Raw genomic sequence first — 19,310 nt, 5'->3', positions numbered from 1 at the left:
TGTTTTTGGCGATATTGAATACATTTTCGCCTATATTAGTGATAATAATCACACTTACAGTGGGTTTATCGTTTGAAAGTGCCTTTTTAAAGTAATATCTGGGCATAATAATTAGCTACCCAGAATTAGGAAAACCTCAAAATGGTTACGTACTCAAGTTTTGTGGTGATTGCTTTATATGTATCAATTACCATACTAATCAGCTATTTAGTGAATAAGCGCTACAGCAATGGTGGCGACTTTTCCACGGGTGGAAAGCAATTTGGCTGGTTTACGGCGGGTGTTTCGATACTTGCGACTTACATTAGTGCGATGACGTTTGTAGGGATGCCTGGTTGGGTTTATAGCTCTGGCATGGAAGCGATGAGTATTCACCTTAACTATCCCATCGTTATCTTTTTCACTGTTATCTTCTTTGTACCTGTCTTTTATAAGCTGGGTCTGACTTCGATTTATGAATACCTTGAGCACCGCTTTGGGGTGTATGCAAGAACCATCAACTCGATAGTGTTTATTGTGGTGCAATGCATTTCTGCGGGTGTGATTCTGTATGCCGTGGCGCTGATCTTAGTGCAAGTTCTGCCCATCAGTATTTCTGAAGCCATCATCTACATTAGTATTTTCACCGCTTGCTATACCTATGCGGGCGGGATTTCTACGGTGATCTGGACCGATATGTTGCAATCTGCAGTATTGGTAGCAGGCAGCATTGCCATCTTTGCTATGTTAGTGACAGAGATTAATGCGGCAGATTACCTTTCTCGTGATCACCTGAATATCATCAACTTAGACTTTGATTTAGGCGTGGATACCACACTCTGGGCAGGCGTGGTTGCAGTGAGCTTTTTGCATCTGAGTGTGTATGGCACCAACCAACTGATCATCCAACGCACGCTAGCGACGAAGTGTGAAAAGACGGCGCAGAAGTCGATGCTGTTGTGTGGTTACGGTGCGTTTTTTGTGTACTTATTCTTTGCGGTACTAGGTGTCCTTCTGAGTGTTTTCTATCAAGATCAATCGTTTGAAAACAGCAACGAAGTGATTTTGGATTTCGTCTTCAACCACACTAACCCAATTGTGGTTGGTTTGATCATTTCCGCATTGGCAGCGGCCGCAATGTCGACGTTGGATTCGACCTACAACTCAATGGCGACCGTCGCGACGTTCGATATCTACAAGCGTTTCGTTCGCAAGAGTGCCGATGATGGGCACTACGAAAAAGTCGCAAGAAAGATGAGTTTGCTTGCGGCGGCCATGGTGGTAGTGCCAGCTCTTCTCGCGGTATCGAATGAATCGGTACTCAAAACCATCGCTAGTCTGACTTCTATCTTTGTTGGTATCCGTTTGGGTTCATTCGTGCTTGGTTTATTCTGGGCGAAAGCCAACGAAAAAGGCGTGATCGTTGGTAGCATCATGAGTGTGATTGCGGTGTTTACTGCGATGTATCTCGACGTGGCTTGGCCGTGGTTCGCGCCAATTGGTACGTTCATCTTCCTTTTGTTTGGTGTGTTAGTGAGTCGTCGTTGGGGCGCTGTGACTGCCGAGCAACAAGTCTTTATCAATAATCAAAAACATCTTTTTGCAAAGCCAACCGCAAGCCATTACGGGCTGTTGGTGTTCGCTGTGGCGACCATCGCCGCTTGTATGGTTCTCCCAGATTGGCTTTATGCTGCATTGTCGTAATAGGTAAGTTTATGCTGTCCATCTTTGATATTTACAAGATTGGTGTGGGCCCTTCTAGCTCTCACACCAATGGTCCAATGATCGCGGGTTACCACTTCACTCGTTTGATTGAATCGAACTTGGCAAAAGTGGTTCGTATTCAAGTCGATTTATACGGCTCACTCTCGTTAACGGGGATTGGTCACCATACTGACCGTGCAACGATTTTGGGTCTGTTAGGTAACAAACCAGATACCATCAAAATCGCTTCTGCGAACAAAGCGATGCGCAAGGCGATTGAAGAGGGCATGATGTCTGTCGATGGCCGTCATGAAATCGAATTCAACTACAAAACGGACATGTTGTTCCATGAAGAGAACCTTCCTCTGCATGAGAATGGCATGACGATTACTGCGCTAGATGCGCACGGCAATCAGGTTGGGTCTGAAACTTACTACTCTATCGGTGGTGGTTTCATCGCAACGGCGGATGAATTGCAAAATGGCATTGCGACTGCGGCCGTAGAAGTTGAGTTCCCATTCTCCAGTGCAGACGAAATGTTGGCACAGGCAGAGAAGAACGGCATGAGCCTCGGCGGTATGATTCTGAAAAACGAACAAGCGTTTCAGGATATGGAAGCGATCAATCAACGCGCAGAACAGATCTGGCGTGTGATGACGCGTTGCATGGAGCGCGGTTTCGAAACAGAAGGTATCTTGGATGGTGGCTTGAACGTGACTCGCCGTGCGCCAAACTTGTTGAAGAAGCTTGAAGCAAATGCAGCAATCGAAAACGATCCAATGGAAATCATGGATTGGATTAACCTGTTTGCTTTTGCTGTGAGTGAAGAAAACGCGGCTGGTGGACAAGTCGTAACGTCGCCAACCAATGGTGCGGCGGGTGTGATTCCGGCGGTATTGATGTACTACCATCGCTTCATCAAAGAGCTCGATACCAAACAGCTTAAAGATTTCCTTGCTGTATCCGGTGCGATTGGCATTTTGTACAAAACCAATGCGTCTATCTCGGGTGCTGAAGTGGGGTGTCAGGGCGAAGTCGGTGTTTCTTCTTCTATGGCGGCAGCTGGCTTGACCGCGCTACGTGGTGGCAGCAATGAGCAAATTTGTATTGCGGCCGAGATTGCCATGGAGCACTCACTAGGCATGACTTGTGACCCAATCGGTGGCTTAGTGCAGGTACCGTGTATTGAGCGTAATGCAATGGGCGCAATGAAAGCGATCAATGCTTCTCGCATGGCATTAAAGCGTAATAGTAAATGTCTGATCTCATTGGATAAGGTGATTGAAACCATGTATCAGACGGGCAAAGACATGAACAAGAAATACCGCGAGACGTCACTGGGTGGGTTAGCTTTGATTCACCTAGCGCCGCCTTGCGAATAATGAGTTAAGCAAGTCTAACCAATAAAAAAGCCGATGCACTGAGAAGCATCGGCTTTCCTTTTTTGGAGCGTTTATAACTTAGCTACGCGTTTGCTCACCTTTTGGTGTGCTTTGGATTGGTTGATAGTGCAAAATCACCATCGAGGTGGGTGACAGCAAGACTTCGCCTTCAGCATGTCCTGGGTTGAGGTTACGTACGTTTGTATCACAGATCGTCACCCATTCTTGCTTTCGCTCATTGGGGAGCTTAAAGCGCGCTGTGGCGTTAGTTTGGTTGATGAGGTAAACCAGCTCTTGCCCTTCTTTACCGATACCAAGGTGAAGTGCGACAGAGCTTAAACGGTTCCAATCATCGTGCTCCATTAAGCGACCGTCTGTACGGCGCCAGAAAATACGGTTGTTATTGCGGTTTTCGCCACTGAAAGCTCGGATAAATGGCACCATGTATTGATTTCGGTTGGCGACCATTTGTGACATCCATGCTTTGAAATGTTGCTTACGTTCTGTCTCTTCCCAGTTCAGCCAACTGGTTTCGTTGTCTTGGCAATAGGCATTATTGTTACCGCCTTGGGTGTGAGACAACACGTCAGCAGTGAGAATGTGTGGGATACCGAAGGCAAACAGCAAGCTAGCAATAAGGTTGCGTTTTTGCTTCTCACGCGTGGCGATGATCATCAGATTTTCTGTCTCGCCCTCAACACCGTAGTTTTCTGAACGATTGTCACCGTGACCGTCGCGATTTTCTTCGCCATTGGCTTCGTTATGTTTGTGCTTGTAAGACACTAAATCTTGCAGTGTGAAGCCATCGTGATACGTGATGTAATTTACGGTGAGTTTGTATGGCCAGTTCGCTGCACTATAAATGTCACGAGAGCCCATTAATCGAGTGGCAAACTCTTTTAAATAGCCTTGATCACCGCGCCAAAAACTGCGGGAAATATCACGCAGTTTGTCATTACATTCGTTCCAACCAAATGGAAAGTTACCCACTTGGTAGCCATTTGGACCAATATCCCAAGGCTCGGCAATCAATTTGGTTTCACGCAAAATTGGGTCTTGCGCAACGGCTTTAAAGAAAGCTGCTTCTGGGTTGTAATCATCGCCCTGTCGACCTAACGTTGCAGCCAAGTCAAAACGGAAGCCATCGACTTTAAATTCGCTAACCCAGTAGCGCAATGTATCCATCACAAGGTTTAACGCTGGTTGGTAGGTGAGATCGACTGTATTTCCGCAGCCAGTGTAATTGGCGAAGTGGTTGCCATGTTTGATGTAAAAACAGGAATCGAGGGCCTTCAGGTTGAAGATTGTAGGCCCTTCACCACCTTCAGCAGTGTGGTTGTAAACCACGTCGAGAATCACTTCGATACCGTTTTTATGCAATTCGCGAATTGTTGTTTTTAATTCCGTAACGGCGTCTTGTTCTGCGTAGCGCGGATCGGGCACCATAAAGAGATAAGGGTTGTATCCCCAATAATTGACCTTTTCCATCTCTAGTAGGTGAGGCTCATGCATGCATGCTGCGACAGGTAGCAATTGCAGCGTGTTGATGTTTTGCTGTTTGTAAAAGGCCAGCATTTCAGGTGATGCAAGACCTAAATAGCGCCCCTTCAGCTTGTCCTCAACCTCTGGGTGGCGTTGGGTAAGCCCTTTGACGTGCGTCTCAAACAACACCATCTCTTCTCTAGGTATACGCGGGTGATCCGTGTTTTGCCAGTCAAAATCATCTTCGATAACGACGCACTTCGGCATATCGAAACTTTTGGCTGGAGAGTAGGGAGGATGATAGTGGAGGGTTTTATCTATTGATTTTGCGTACGGATCAGAAATTAACAGTGGCTCGTCCTTGTGGGAGACAAGGTAACCGTATTTTTGCCCCGGCTTAATATCTGGAATAAAAGTATGACGTATGCCAGCGTATTCATTCGGTAAACCGCGAAGCTCGTAGCTGCCATCGTCTGCAAACAATGCCAGTTGAATGTCTTTTACGCCCGGAGCATGAATAGAGAAGTTACAGCCTTCTTTATTCAATGTTGCGCCCAGGGGGTAGGGGCGAGAGAGAAGTCGTGTCATCTGAGATACTTTATTTAATATTTATTGCTACCTTTAGGAAACTATAAGTTAAAAACTTTGTCTTACTAAGGTCAACCACCCTAAATATAAAAATATTCGTGTAATTTAATTACTTTATGTGACGGCTTAGAGTCAAAAATATGAAATGGCTATCACTTTGTAGCGGCTCAAAACCGAACAAACTTACTAATTCCTCCCTAGATTGGTGATCTGACTCGAAAAAACACCATTCGGTAAATTTTCTACTCCCTTCTCATCCCCCTTAAATTAGTTTAGGGCGGAGGAAGTCATCCTTGTACGCCTCGGGTAATCTCACAACTGTTGAAACAAACGGGGATTCGTTCCCATCTTACCTCTCTTTCTTTAGGTGTGTTTTTACTGCCTATATTCACCTAAAAGAGTGAGCAGGGAAGACAGAATTATAAATACCCTTAATGGAGTTAAGAATGAAAAAAGTAAGTGCAATTGCTGCTGCTGTAGCTGCAACTTTAGCTGCTGGTTCTGCATTCGCAGTGGATTTCCACGGTTACATGCGTGCTGGCGTTGGCGTGAACGCTGACGGTGGTCAACAATTAACATTCGAAAAGAACAAGATCGGTCGTCTAGGTAATGAAAGCGATATCTACGGCGAGATTCAACTAGGTAAAGAAGTTTACAACAACAACGGCAAAACGTTCTACGTAGACTCTATGGTTGCAATGACTTCTAACGGTTCAAACGACTGGGAAAGCACTTCTGCTAACTGTGGTTTGGATAACGGCGAAGTGAAATGTGTAGACGATGCACAATTCGCACTACGTCAGTTCAACGTTCAAGCTAAAGGCCTACTAAACTTTGCTCCTGAAGCAACGCTTTGGGCAGGTAAACGCTACTACCAACGTCACGACATTCATATCTCTGACTTCTACTACTGGAACATCTCTGGCGCGGGCGCTGGTGTTGAAGGTATCGAAGCTGGTCCTGGTAAAGTTTCTTTCGCTTGGGTTCGTAACGACCGCGGCGATATCGCAGACCCAGGCAACGATGGTGGCGCAACAAACGTAAACACTCTAGACGTACGTTACGCAGGTCTTCCTCTATGGGACAACGGCTCTCTAGAAATGGGCTTGAACTACGCAATTCTTAACGAAACTGACGCTGCGCCAAACGGCACTAAAGATGCGAAAAACGGCGTAATGTTCACAGCAGAATTGACTCAAGGTCTAGACGCTGGTTTCAACAAAACAGTGCTTCAGTACGGTACTGAAGGTTACTCTAAAACAATGGCATTCTACGGCGACGGTAGCTGGTACGGCGCAGAAGCTGACAACGGTGCATCTGGTTACCGCCTAATCAACTGGGGTGTAATCGGCATGGGCGACAGCTGGGAAATGGGTCACCAGTTAGTGTACGGTGTTGGTGAAGACATGTGGGCTGGCCAAGACAAGTGGGAAACAATGTCTGTTGTTGTTCGTCCAATGTACAAATGGGATGACAACCACAAAACTATTTTCGAAGCTGGTTATGCTATCGACGATAACGACGGCGAAGAAAACAAATACGGTAAGCTAACTGTTGCTCAAGCATGGTCTGCTGGCTCTAGCTTCTGGGCTCGTCCTGAAATCCGTGTTTACGCTTCTTACCTAACGGCTGACAAAGAAGACAACTCAAACACATTTGACAACGGTCGTTCAGACGATACGTTCCAATTCGGTGTACAAGCTGAAGCTTGGTGGTAATCATCTAACCACTAAGTCCTAAATTGTCCTAGAATGATACAGCCAGAACTTATCTGGCTGTATTTATTTAAAAAACAATAAAGAGTCGAGGTAGACAGTAATGAAAAAATGGCTTGCTCCCGTACTGCTGGGCATGTTGGCTACTGGTTGTGCGTCTGTAGAACAAGTAGAGATGAGTCCAAAAGGTCAGCAACAAGTGATCACGCAATCGGGTGATATTCAATGGGTACCGCTTAACGTGCCTGTGGTTACTGAGTTCGCTTTGACTGATAAAAGCCAAATGTTGTTGGATGGTAACAGTGCTGGCGCTATTGCAGCGTTTGCTCTTCCAGGTAACCGTGGCAGTCTCGATATCAAATTAGAGACATTCGTAAGTAAAGAACTTCAATTTTATGCTCCTAATGTCGCAGTGATGAACTCGGCAGGAGAAACCATTTACCAAGCAGATTTTTCAAAGTTTAAGTATGAACCAGCAAAACTGTTGGACAACGATAAATTCGTACTTGATCTCAATGTGATTCCAGACATGACAGGTAACGATCTGCATGTGTTGGTTTACACGACTTCCGCCGATCTAAAAGGAAGTACACAAGTTTTACACCCTGCAAAAGCCTTCGCCATGGCGCGCCACACTCAGCCGCCAGATATTGCAGACCCTCTAGCGAAACATAGCCCACTTGGTCAGTTCCGCTTTTCGGTATCCGCGAATGATATTGTGAATACTAAGATTGTTGCGAAAAACGACAACATTCCCCAAGGTACGGACCTTACTAGCTACTACTACAGCTCAATTGAAGCGGCAGTCGCAGCGAATGATATTCCGAAAGCGCTCACTTTGCTTGATGAAGCAAAAGAACTGGGTATCGAAGGTGCGCAACAAGTGTTTGTGAAAGCCGTAAATAGAAAATAATCAGATAAAAAAAGGTCAGCGAAATGCTGACCTTTTTCATAGAAAATAAACTAATAAAAATACCCCTACATAGAGTTACCTTATTCACATAATTATTTTTATTACTTTGTTTTTTATATAGGTTGGATCAATAATTAATGGCAGTTCCTAATTTATTTTTTGTACTTAGGAAATAAACAAACTTCTCGAAGTGATTTAAATTCGCAATCTGACGATATTTATTTGGCGTTTGATATTTCCATTTTAATAACGATTAATATTTCTTTTAACCGTTGAGTTTATTTTGCTTTGGATATACTAAAAAGGAATTACGTGAAATGAACATGATGAAGACCTCTCTTGCTGCTGCCCTACTTGTTGCCTTAGTAGGTTGTCAATCAACGGCAGAACCAGAAGCGGCCGCAGAGCCTGTTGTTAATATGTCTCAAGACGAAGTGGTTGCTTTCATGAAAGCGTGTGACAACCCAGATAGCACAGCGAAAGGACCTATTTCTAAACCACTATTTGTGGTGGGTACTTTTGCGGATTCCGATTGGAAACACGTGCCTCAGCGTCAATACACCTACAAAGGGAATAATTTCTACCAAGCCGTGGTTCAAGAAAAAGTAGGCTCCTACAAAATGCAGTACGCGACCGAGTTGTGGTTCCCACAATTTACCGCAAAAGGTAATAGAATGAACGTTGGTGAATTAACGCCATTAACATTTGGTGGTTACGGTACGGATACTTCGGTTGATATTAAAGAAGATGGTAAATATGTATGGAGTCTTCAGTTTGAAGGAAAAGGTAAACCCGTTCATGTCATGGTAAATAAGTGCCAATAATATTCCATTCAGTTATTTAAAATCTATTTTTATTTATTAACCCCTGCATGAAAAACATGTCGGGGTTAATTTTATTACTCAAATTTCCGTAGTTTATTTGAGTAAGTTAGGGAGAATAAAATGCGTAATATCCTACGTAACCATCGCCTGTCTCGATCGTTGCTTGCGTTAAGTGTGATTGGTGCTTTATCTGCGTGTAATTCTTCTGGTGGTGGCGACACTAATAGCAGCACTCCGCTACCGGATACCAGTTATGCTTGCCAAGCCAATGTCATGGCGCAAAGTAACCAACTTCGTACTTATCAAATCATGGTAGAGAGTTTTGTGGATGGTGATGCGAGCATTGGTCACGGTACAGGTTATGGCACCAGCCATCATAACGGCGATTTGCAAGGAGTGATTGATTCACTCGATTACATCCAAGATTTAGGGATGAACGCGATTTGGTTGACGCCAGTTTTTGAATCGGAAGCGATAGCGGGCCAAGAACACTGGGCCGATCGTCTGGATGCCACGGGCTACTTTGCAACGGATTACTTCACCATTGATCCACGTTTTGGTGATTTAGAAACGGCGAGAACCTTGGTCGAGGAAGCACACAAACGCGGCTTATACGTGTTTTTTGATGGTGTATTTGGTCATCACAAAGATGGTTTGATCAAACCATCTCCCTCCGGTTTGTTGCCATCGGGATCGAGCAATCCCGTTGATTACCCGGCCAGTCTCGATTTCTACAAAGAAGTGGCAACGTATTGGATCAAAGAACTGAAGATTGACGGCTGGCGTTTAGATCAAGCCTATCAAGTTCCGACAGACGCTTGGACACAACTTCGTAAAGCCGTCGATGAAGCCTCACAAAGTGTGACGTACACCAATAGCAAAGGCGAACAAGTGAATCCGTTGGGCTATATGGTGGCAGAGATTTGGAAAGGGGAGTCTGAGATCGCGAATGAGGCGTATGGATCGAACAGCGATCCAGCACTGTGCTCTGCATTTGATTTTCCTATGCGCTATCGCATCGTTGAAACTTTGGCCGTGAATGAGAGTGGCGTGGGTGGTCGCGGTGTGGATTGGCTAGACAACGGTTACAGCACACACAACCAATATCCAACACATGCGCAGCCGAATTTGATGATCGGCAACCATGATTTAGTGCGCTTTGGTGACTTGTTACAGCGTGGAAACTTGGCGGATGTGAATGATGCAGAATATTGGTTACGCCATAAAGCCGCGTTTGCTTTCCAAGCGGCGTACACCGGGCCAATCACGTTGTACTACGGTGATGAAATCGGGGATCAAGTGGATGGTTTTGCCGCAAAAGAAGACAACAGCACCTGTGCCATTCAAGGTTTGTGCGATGATCACGTTGCGCGCAGCAGTGCGAAAATTGAAGGCGTGACGGCGACGCTTGATGCAAACCAAGCCGATCTCAAAGCTTATGTGACATCGTTGATGACAATGCGCGATGCGCATCCTGCACTTTATCAGGGGTCACGCACGAATTTAGTTGCGAGTAACGGCAGTTATGTGGACTTGAAACAATCTGGTTCGGACAAAGTCTTGTTTGCGCTAAATACCTTAGAGAGCGCTAGAAGCGTCACTCTTACTCAGGAGAGTGTTGGTACTGGTGAGTTGGTGGATTTGCTCACGAATGAAAAAATTACTCCGAGTAATGGTCAATATCAGATTCTGATGTCGCCACTACAAGGACGATTCTTTGCGGTAAAACCTTAAGGAATTATCCTGAATTGATGCTCACCAGTTGAGCTGACCACAAGCTTTCTTATAAACAAGCCAAGTGTTGTTGCTGACCCCCATAGGCGCACACTTGGCTTTTTTCTGTCTGTTTTACTTTTCCCTTAATGGTTTTACGACGATGTAGCCAACAAGTTGCTTCGCTTTTTGTATTGGCGTTTGTTTTCAGCAGATGGATATTTGTGAGATAAGCTGCACATTAAAAAGTAAATTAACACTTGTGCAACGTAAAAATGTGACTGAAGGATTACTTATGCCCCGCTAATATGTTTATCGTGTTTGGGATTTATATAACTAATGGAAAAGTATAATGAAATCCATAACGAACTCCCTCTGTCTCCTTGTTGCTGCTAGCTCTCCGTTTGCATATAGCCAAATTATCAACGGTGACTTTGAACAGTGGAATGGCAATGTACCTACGCAGTGGTCAGAGATTGACGCGGGCATTACAGTGTCGCCAAGCAGCGAGCAAATCAAATCGGGTGGTCTGGCTGCCCAGGTCGTCGTGAATACAGGTACCCAAAGCAACACCGACTTTTTGCAAACCATTAATGTGGAGCAAGGGAAAACCTATCCGTTTTCTGTCTCGGTTTATCATACCGAAGGAAATGTAAAAGCACGTCTGGTGGTTGATGGTTATCACAATTACTCGAACCCACAACAGATAAACCAGTGGCAAGAGCTCGTGCACAATTACACAGCGAGCTCGAACAAGACCATCAACGTCGGTTTGCGTTTTTACGATGAAGCCAGTTTTGATGGCTCAGAAGTTGTCTACGTCGATAATTTTCAACCGACCGAGACAAGTACACAACCTCCTGTAGAAAATTGTAGTGATCATGAGGTGGTTCTTACACTCACGACGGACAACTATGGCTCAGAAACTAGCTGGACGTTAAAAAACAACCAAGCCGAAGTACTGTTTTCTGGTCAGGGATATGAGTCAGCAACCACCATTGAAAAGAGCATGTGCTTAGCTGACGGTAACTACCAATTCACGATTCAAGACGAGTATGGTGACGGCATTTGTTGTGGCAGTGGCGCGGGGTCGTACACGCTGACTGAGGGAGATAAGACTCTTGCTTCTGGCGCTGAATTCTCGAAAAGTGAAACCACCGATTTTAACTTAGGTGACACAACGACGACCCCACCAGAGGTGGATGGTTACTATCAAGTGGCATCTGGTAAGACGGGATACGCTCTAAAAACAGCGTTGTTTAACATTATCAATAATCACTCCAGCCGAGGCTATTCTGCGGTCTGGACCTTGGTAAAAGATGCCGATATTGATCGTTATTACGAAAATGATGGCTCTATTCTCGATATGTATTCTGAAAAGCCATCTGGTAGCGATACAGTAAGCTTTACCAAAGTCACAGACCAATGTGGCCAATACAAAACGGAAGGGGATTGCTACAACCGTGAGCACTCTTTCCCGAAAAGCTGGTTTGGCGGTAAGGTTGAGCCGATGAACTCAGACGGTCATCACTTGTTTGCAACCGATGGTTATGTAAACGCGAAGCGCAGTAATTGGCCATTTGGTGAAGTGGGCACCGCGACCTACGTGTCTAGTAATGGCTCTAAACTTGGACAAGCAAGCACTAGTCTGGGCTACTCCGGTACGGTGTTTGAGCCGATTGATGAGTTTAAGGGCGACTTCGCCCGTGCTTATTTCTACATGGCAACCCGCTATGAAAATGTTGTAGGTAACTGGGAAGGCAATTCAAGCAATGCGGATGCTGTCCTTGATGGTTCAAGTTCAACGGTTTTTGAACCTTGGATGTTAAACATGCTGAAACGTTGGCACAAAAATGATCCCGTTAGTGAAAAAGAACGAAACCGCAATCAACAAGTGTTTGATTTTCAGGGTAATCGTAATCCATTCATTGATCATCCTGAGTTTGTTGAACAGATTTGGGGAAACTAACACCTTTTTGATTTTGGTATCCACCATTTAGTGACGCCAACAAAACAAAGGGGAAGCGTGATGCTTCCCCTTTTTCATTACGGATGTTTTTAAATGAAACTAGTTTTTCGTTACCGTCACGATTGGCGCCGACTTGTCAGCCGCGTTGAAGTGGAAGTTGTAATTTCCTGCTTCTGCAATCGCAATTTTCAGGTTTGCACTACCGCCACCGACTTCCATCGTTAGCGCTTTACCAAGCTCAACACTGCCTTCGCCACCGAAGTTGGTGTCTGCTGCCCAGTCTGCGCTCGCAACTTTCATCTCGTAGTTGCCCGCCGCTAGGTCAATGTCTAGCGAGTAAACGTCATTTGCAACATAGCTGAACTTCGCAGTGGAGTCTTGCGCTGGAGTATCCCATGTGGTGATAGTGCCACGTAGGTAAAGTGCTGTTTCACCGAATGTTGGTGCATCTGCTGACTTGGTCACTGACACGACCGGTTTTTCTACGCTTTCATCTTGAACATGCAGCGCGTTCAGAGTGAAGTTGTACTTACCTGTTTCAGCAACAGACAGCTTACAGTTACCTTCTGAACCTAAGTCTAGTGAACCAGAAGCTATATTCGCAGCATCACAACCGATGTTTGGATTTGCCCAACCAGAGTCCGCGAATTTGAACTCGTGCTCACCTGCTTCAAGAACGCCAGTTACAGAGTACATACCGTTGCCAATAAAGGTCATCGCCCAATCACTGCTATCAGACCACTCGTTCATCGTGCCTTTCACGTAAACAACCGTTTCGCCGTAAGGAGGAATACTCGATACGTCTTTGTTATCCGTGTTTACTGGTAGGCCAGCACCTTGCGCGCCGTTTTGTGGCTGCACGAATACCGCTGTTGTCAGTGCTGGTACTGTGAAGGTTTCATTGGTGAAGCTTGCACCTTTCACGATGTCATCCGCAGAGTTTTGTTGAACTTCATGTAACTCGAAACCAGTTGCGCCAGCAACCTTGAAAGATTTCTCAGTTGATGTTGAGTTCACAACGGCCACGACAGCATCGTAGTTCGAATCTAAATCGGCACCTGCTGATGTACCATCGTCGATAGACATCACAATCAAGCCTTCCACTTGGTCTTTCCCTACGTTGCGGAAGTCCACACGGTTCATCACTTCTTGCGCGGTATCTAGGCGGAACAGTTCGCTTGTGCTACGGATTTTTAGTAGCTCTAGGAATTGTTGCTTAGTCAGCTCGATGTCGGTTGAATCTGGTTTCGCCGTGCTGTCACCAACGATGGTTTTGATCAGCTCCCAGTTTGCACCGTCTTTGTCTTCACGTGGTAGACCAACGTTCCAGTTATTGTCGCTTCCGTCGAAGAATACACGGTTGAACCAGTCACCAGAATCGTACGAGTCGCGCTGCATGGATTTAGAGCGCAATAGCTCAGAACCCATGTGGATGAATGGAATGCCTTGACCAAGCATCACCGTTGATAGGGACACAGACTGCATACGTGCACGCTCGGCAGATGAAGTGCCTGTCGCAATCTTGTAGGCGTTGTTATCCCACAATGTTTGGTTGTCGTGCTTAGACACGTAAGAGATGTTCTCTGATGGCACTTTTGTGTAGCCTGCAGGCGCACCATTGTAATCAACGTTCTTACCCAGTTTGGTTTCGCCTTTGTAATCAAGAAGGATGTAATCAGCCAAGTTACCAGCCATACCTAGACGAACCAGATCTTGGTTGTGTAAACGACCATTCACCGACTCTGCGTCAGTTTTGGTTTCTTCGTTAGGATAAGCGGCGTTACCAAAGCCTTGGTTAAAGCGAAGTGGGTGCTTACCTTCAGAATCTACACCGCCATCAAATGGGCTTCCGCCACGAACTGCGTCACGCAGACGATCAGAGAAAGTACCGATTTCTGTCCCCGCCATGTTGACTTGTGTCGCCTGATCGAAGCGAGCGTTTTGCGCGACTTCACCAAAGTCCCAACCTTCGCCGTAGAACAAGGTATTCGGGTCAATTTCACGGACTTTTTCAAGTGCGTAAACCATCACATCTTTCGGCTGGTGGCCCATAAGGTCAAAACGGAAACCATCGACTTTATAGTCATCCGCCCATACCATCAATGAGTCAACCATTAGTTTACCCATCATCAAGTTCTCGGTTGCGGTGTTATCACAACAGGTTGAGTTTTCGACGCCGCCAGTGTTGACGTTTAGGCGGTGGTAGTACCCAGGGACAATCTTATCCAGTACTGATTTTTCGTTCACACCAGATGCATTTGTGTGGTTGTACACGACGTCCATGACCAGTTTCAGATCCATTTTATGCGTCGCTTGAACCATTTCGCGGAACTCAAGAATACGCTTAGACCCGTTAGGATCGGTCGCATAACTGCCTTCTGGCACGGTGTAGTGGTAAGGGTCGTAACCCCAGTTGAAGCTGTCTAGCATGCGAAGATCGTTCATCAACGCTTGTGCTTTGCCCGTTGTTGGGTCGTAGCTATTTAATACCTCTTCAATCACTTTGCCGTCATCTTCGGTCTCACAAATGGAGGCTTCTGGCTTGATGCCACAAAGCTTACCCACGGTGTCGGTGATATCGACTCGCTGGTCAGCGTCTTCATCCACTGTTGCAATATCAAATGCAGGTAGGATATGTAGCGTTGTTAGGCCTGCATCTTTTAAAGCTTGTAAGTGAGATACAGACTCACGCTCAGGTTCTGTAAGCGCCAGATATTTGCCATCAAGACTTGGTGTGCCTTTGCTGTCGTTAAAGCTGAAATCACGAATGTGTGACTCGTAAAGGACGTGGTCTTCGTCTTTTTTAACTGTTGGGCGTGCGTAGTTTTTCCAATCTTGAGGCATTAAGCTTGGATCATCTAAATCAACCACTTGCGAGTATCGTGAGTTCTTAGACAAGCTCATTGAATATGGGTCTGTTACCAAACGCGTTTCAACGACGCCAGTTGTTGGGTGGTATACCTTAACTTGGTAGCGATAGTATTTGTTGACAACGTTGCTTTGTGCCTCAGAAACCCAGATACCTGTTGCTGGGTCTTCCGTCATGGCAACGGTCGCTTCTTCTGCTAAGTTTTCATCGTAGATTATCAGATCAACATCTTGGGCAGTTGGTGCCCATAGTTTGAAGGTTGCGGCACCGCCTTCCACAATCGCACCGAGTTCTTGACCGATCGCGTTACCTGTCTTGGAATCGGCAAACACCGCATCCAAAACGCCCGGTTTTTGCACTTCAGTTGCAGAAATGACGTCACCATTTGCGTTGTAAGCCACCATAACGATTTGTGACTTCAGGATCGTACGCAAGGTCGCGTCATCGACATCGATACCCGCAGCTTGAAGGCTAGCAAGGTGACGGAAGCGTGATTTCAGACCATCAGACAACTCACCAGCCTTTGTCAGCTCAACCGCTGTACCGCCAGAGATTTGCTTATCTTCATCCATTTTGATGTCATTGCTAAGGCTGTAGAACAGCTTCATGGAATCCGCATTGGCCGCCGCTTCCCACGCGATGGTGTTGGCATCTAGCCAATGCGCTTTTTGACCATCAATATCAACAGGGCGTTCTTCGATTGGCTCGTAGTAAAGCTCACTGCTGCCGTGGAAGCCAAACAACCCTTTAGATTCGCCGATTTTCGTCAGCTCCACTTTTGAGTTTGCACTGCCGAATGCTTTCTCATCACCTTTGTGCAGAATGAAGTTCATGCATTCGTGTGGGTCAGAGGCATCTGGGTTCACTTTCAGTACGTAGTAAGCACCGTAGGTGTCGTTGATGCCATCGAATGGGTGTGGCGCAGACCAATCCGTTCCTGTTCCCGGAATGCCCATTGCGTCTAAATCTGTGCTGGTACAGCCCTCACCGTTCCATAGGTGCAAGCCCCAACCTTCGTAGTCGCTTGCTGTTGAAGCTGATGCTACATCACGTTTGTAATAAATGACGACTTCGTTCTCTCCCGCAGGGTACAAGCCTGAGCCAGGGTTCGTCGTATCTTCGTTCGTGCTATCACTACCACAACCGCTGATTACCGCGACGGAAATCAAAGGCAGTACGGTTTTGGCAATTGTTGATAATTTAAATGTCTTATTGTCCACGTTTACAAATCCATTGTTATTGAATTGATATTGAGCTGCGCGCTGCCTTCGCTGACTCAATCATCAAGAAGGTTTTGCACACGCTAGAAAGGCAGATGCCAAAAAAGGAAATGTTCAATTAGATGCTAATACACTGAATCATCAGCAAAATGTGAGAGCAGGCTGTTAAGTTTTTTACAGATGCAAATTTTCTGTCACAGTCGATTTTGTTCACAAATTAAATAATAAAACAGGCGCATAGTGAGAGATTCTGCACATCATTAAAATGTAAATTTTTATGGGATGAGTAAGGGGGGATGATAGGGGATGAGAATGCCTCAGCCCCAAAACCGTGATTAAGTTCTATAAAAATGAGGGCTATATTTTTCTTTTAAAAATAAGTTGCAGTGATGTTGAATAAAATACCGCCATTAAGTCTTCGCAAGCTTCAGATTTTCGCTAAGTGGTCGTTATATAATGAAGGTAGTCGGCGTTATGTCGGCGCGTAATCATAAGATTTCCCTGAAAGGGAGTTGAATTGGGCCCTGAAACCAAAAGAGGCTATTTATGAGTAGTATGGGCATTGCCATTGCGGCAACTGGCCTTTCACTCGTCCTGATATTTGTGTGGATGATCTCGTTGTCGATGCGGAAACAGAGACTCGAGGCAGAGAGGAAAGCTCGCGAAGCCGCTTATCGAAAGGCGATGCATAAAGCGCGAGAGCAAGAGCGTAAAGAGCGAGAGTTCAAAGCAGAAACCGGGCATATCCCCACCATTTTATTTCTAGCGAAAGAAGCCGAAAAGGACAACATTCGCCAAGCGCTGTATTGGTATGATAAAGCCGCTAAACTAGACAATGTGACGGGGATGTACGGCATTGTTCGCTTAAGTGAACGCATGCGCGAAGATGTGATTTTAAAAGAGCAGGCAAACTTCTGGCGTACCGCAATTGCGGGAATGGAAGGGGATACCGAAGCGAAATTTTCGACGGGCAAGGCCTTGGTCTTTGGTCGAGGAACTGAAAAAAATATCCCAAAAGGTAACCAACTGATTGAAACTGCCGCCGAAGAAGGCTGCATTGATGCCATGATTTATATGGGGGAATGGCAGCTTTCACCAGACAATAGTGCAGGACGCAGTGCAGATGCGCTTTACTGGTTTATGAAAGCGGCGGAAAAAGACAGTGCGGATGGCAAGATCCAAGTCGGCTTATGTTACCTAAATGGCATTGGTACAGAAAAAAGCATGGTTAAAGGTTGCTACTGGCTGGAACGGGCCGCGGAAAGTGGCAGTGCTAAAGCGATGTATCATGCTGGCGAAGCGTGGAAGGATAAAGGTAAAACGGGTAATGCAATTGCTTACGTTTGGCTGTTTCTTGCTGCCAATATGGGCTACCAACCTGCACGTACGTTGCGTGATGAAGTGGCAACCAATATTGGTGTTGATGTTGTCGTTGGATTGCAGTCCATAGCGAAGCCGTTGCAAAGAAAGCTGGCATCAGGAATGGTGAGAAAGCACTCTATTATTCGAGCCCTTAACAAAGTGTACAAACGCGAAGCGTATTTTCCTGCGGAAGAGGAGCTCAATGCGGTGTTGAATGATGAGAATAAAGACGCCTCCGAAGCTTGGGAGGAGGCATCAACACTAGATTTTCAGCCTAACATGACAACGGTAACAGCAGAAGACCAGGCAAGCACATCGCCCAACGAAAAAAAGCTCTCTAAAGAGGCGCTCGATTTCACTCAAAACTTCCTTCAACCATAACCTATCTTATCCAGAAGCCTCAAGAGTGAGGCTTTTCTTTTGCTCTTTTGCCAGTATCTCTATCAGTCACGACAACAGAATGTAAACTTACTTAAGCAGTCATTTTACTGATGTGCATACTATTTATGCGATTTTTCAACATATTTTTAGTACTTAACTAAGATGGGATCTGTTTACCTTAAAAAAGAGGTTTTTCCCTCTTTATTTACTTCCGCTATTGGGCTTAGATCAAGCCTTTTCAATTGATAGTAATAATGATTGAAGAGCAATACTTGATGCCCCGATTTATAGGTGAATAGTACTCATTACTTTATCTAATAATGTAAATTAAAAAATGTATTATAAATCTTAAATTGTTCTTTTATATTTAGGTGTCGATTATTGATTTTATGATTAATTAGGCGCAAGATAACGTAAAAATAAAATAGCATAGTTAATATGCAGAATTACACTAGGAAGTAACTTTTTCATTACATGTTTCATAATAAATAGAGATAATTTTTTATCTCTGTTTTTATTTATATTAGAGATTTGTGTATGTTGAGAATCATTAGTGCAGATAAATTTATCTCTTCAAGGTTTATCTTAGAGTACAGTAAGGCTGAGTTCGCTTCTTTATTAGGTGTTTCCGTCGCTAAAATAAGTAATATTGAAAGTGGAAAATCTTCAATCCCCCCGGTGTATGATTACGCCATTAATTACTTGTTGAGTGAACATCCATTTAAAGATAGTGCTGTTGAGGCTTTATGTTCTCACGAAACGTTAAACTTTGCTCGTCGTATTGACGTCAATACCAAAGTAAAACGCTTGTCCTGTAAGCGTTGCGATAGCCGTAGACTGCACGTTATGGCTGGCATGAGTGGCTTGTATTTTGTCGAGTGCATGGATTGTAAACACACTATGTACTCGTCAGGCATGTCTGTAAAACGTTATCAGCAATGGTCGAATGATGGAGTCAAACTAGATAGTCATTTATTTAATTGAATTGTGTTTCCTTTGCACCTAAAGTAAAAAGCCATCAATACATGTGTTGATGGCTTTTTTATTATGTGTTTAAATTTAGTTAAAATTAAAATATTTATCATTCCTAATAATATAGTCCTAATAATTATATAGTGATGGAAATCTCAAAAAATTATTTTCTTGATATTTTATTTCTAACAACAATGGCTGTGGTCACACAATTTTTAATTATTTTTCCTTTTAAGC

The 19,310-nt window shown here is 44.9% G+C and carries 11 protein-coding genes; 9 read left to right on the top strand and 2 right to left on the bottom strand.

The window, feature by feature from the left end; genetic code table 11:
• The first annotated feature begins 141 nt into the window (after window positions 1-141).
• Window positions 142-1,683, top strand: coding sequence for a sodium:solute symporter (locus R7D93_RS02990; protein WP_213867920.1), 1,542 nt, complete (start codon window positions 142-144; stop codon window positions 1,681-1,683).
• Window positions 1,684-1,694: 11 nt separating this feature from the next.
• Window positions 1,695-3,065: an L-serine ammonia-lyase gene (locus R7D93_RS02985; protein ID WP_213867919.1), complete on the top strand. Its 1,371-nt coding sequence runs from the start codon at window positions 1,695-1,697 to the stop codon at window positions 3,063-3,065.
• Window positions 3,066-3,143: 78 nt separating this feature from the next.
• Here R7D93_RS02985 and glgX read toward each other — a convergent pair whose 3' ends face one another.
• Window positions 3,144-5,135, bottom strand: coding sequence for a glycogen debranching protein GlgX (gene glgX / locus R7D93_RS02980; protein WP_225495718.1), 1,992 nt, complete (start codon window positions 5,133-5,135; stop codon window positions 3,144-3,146).
• Window positions 5,136-5,581: 446 nt separating this feature from the next.
• Between glgX and R7D93_RS02975 the strand changes: the two genes are divergently transcribed.
• From R7D93_RS02975 to R7D93_RS02955, 5 genes are all read left to right on the top strand, one after another.
• Entirely contained in the window at window positions 5,582-6,853 is a 1,272-nt protein-coding gene (locus R7D93_RS02975; RefSeq protein ID WP_005374784.1) for a maltoporin, read from the top strand.
• A gap of 100 nt (window positions 6,854-6,953) precedes the next feature.
• Window positions 6,954-7,763: a MalM family protein gene (locus tag R7D93_RS02970; protein WP_005374786.1), complete on the top strand. Its 810-nt coding sequence runs from the start codon at window positions 6,954-6,956 to the stop codon at window positions 7,761-7,763.
• Window positions 7,764-8,080: 317 nt separating this feature from the next.
• Window positions 8,081-8,587 (top strand): hypothetical protein, encoded by a 507-nt coding sequence (locus R7D93_RS02965; RefSeq protein ID WP_005374788.1) that lies wholly within the window; start codon window positions 8,081-8,083, stop codon window positions 8,585-8,587.
• Window positions 8,588-8,707: 120 nt separating this feature from the next.
• A complete protein-coding gene (locus tag R7D93_RS02960; protein WP_213867917.1) occupies window positions 8,708-10,321 on the top strand; it encodes an alpha-amylase family glycosyl hydrolase in 1,614 nt (537 codons plus the stop codon).
• A 331-nt stretch (window positions 10,322-10,652) separates the two neighbouring features.
• Complete coding sequence (locus tag R7D93_RS02955) at window positions 10,653-12,269, top strand: endonuclease (RefSeq protein WP_213867916.1); 1,617 nt, start codon at window positions 10,653-10,655, stop codon at window positions 12,267-12,269.
• Between the two features lie 99 nt (window positions 12,270-12,368).
• On the opposite strand, the gene pulA is transcribed toward R7D93_RS02955, so the two are convergent.
• On the bottom strand, window positions 12,369-16,358 hold the full coding sequence (pulA, locus tag R7D93_RS02950; protein WP_225495715.1) for a pullulanase-type alpha-1,6-glucosidase: 3,990 nt from the start codon (window positions 16,356-16,358) through the stop codon (window positions 12,369-12,371).
• 546 nt (window positions 16,359-16,904) lie between these two features.
• Between pulA and R7D93_RS02945 the strand changes: the two genes are divergently transcribed.
• Together R7D93_RS02945 and R7D93_RS02940 are read left to right on the top strand one after the other, a co-directional pair.
• A complete protein-coding gene (locus tag R7D93_RS02945) occupies window positions 16,905-18,101 on the top strand; it encodes a tetratricopeptide repeat protein (protein WP_025768647.1) in 1,197 nt (398 codons plus the stop codon).
• Window positions 18,102-18,638: 537 nt separating this feature from the next.
• Window positions 18,639-19,085 carry a helix-turn-helix transcriptional regulator gene (locus tag R7D93_RS02940; RefSeq protein WP_025768646.1) on the top strand — a complete coding sequence of 149 codons (447 nt, stop codon included), beginning with the start codon at window positions 18,639-18,641 and terminating at the stop codon, window positions 19,083-19,085.
• Window positions 19,086-19,310 lie beyond the last annotated feature (225 nt).

The organism is Vibrio sp. YT-15, from assembly GCF_033337445.1.
Classification (GTDB): Bacteria; Pseudomonadota; Gammaproteobacteria; order Enterobacterales; family Vibrionaceae; genus Vibrio; species Vibrio alginolyticus.
The sequence above is the reverse complement of the archived record's forward strand: the minus strand, read 5'-3'. Positions and strand labels throughout refer to the sequence as shown.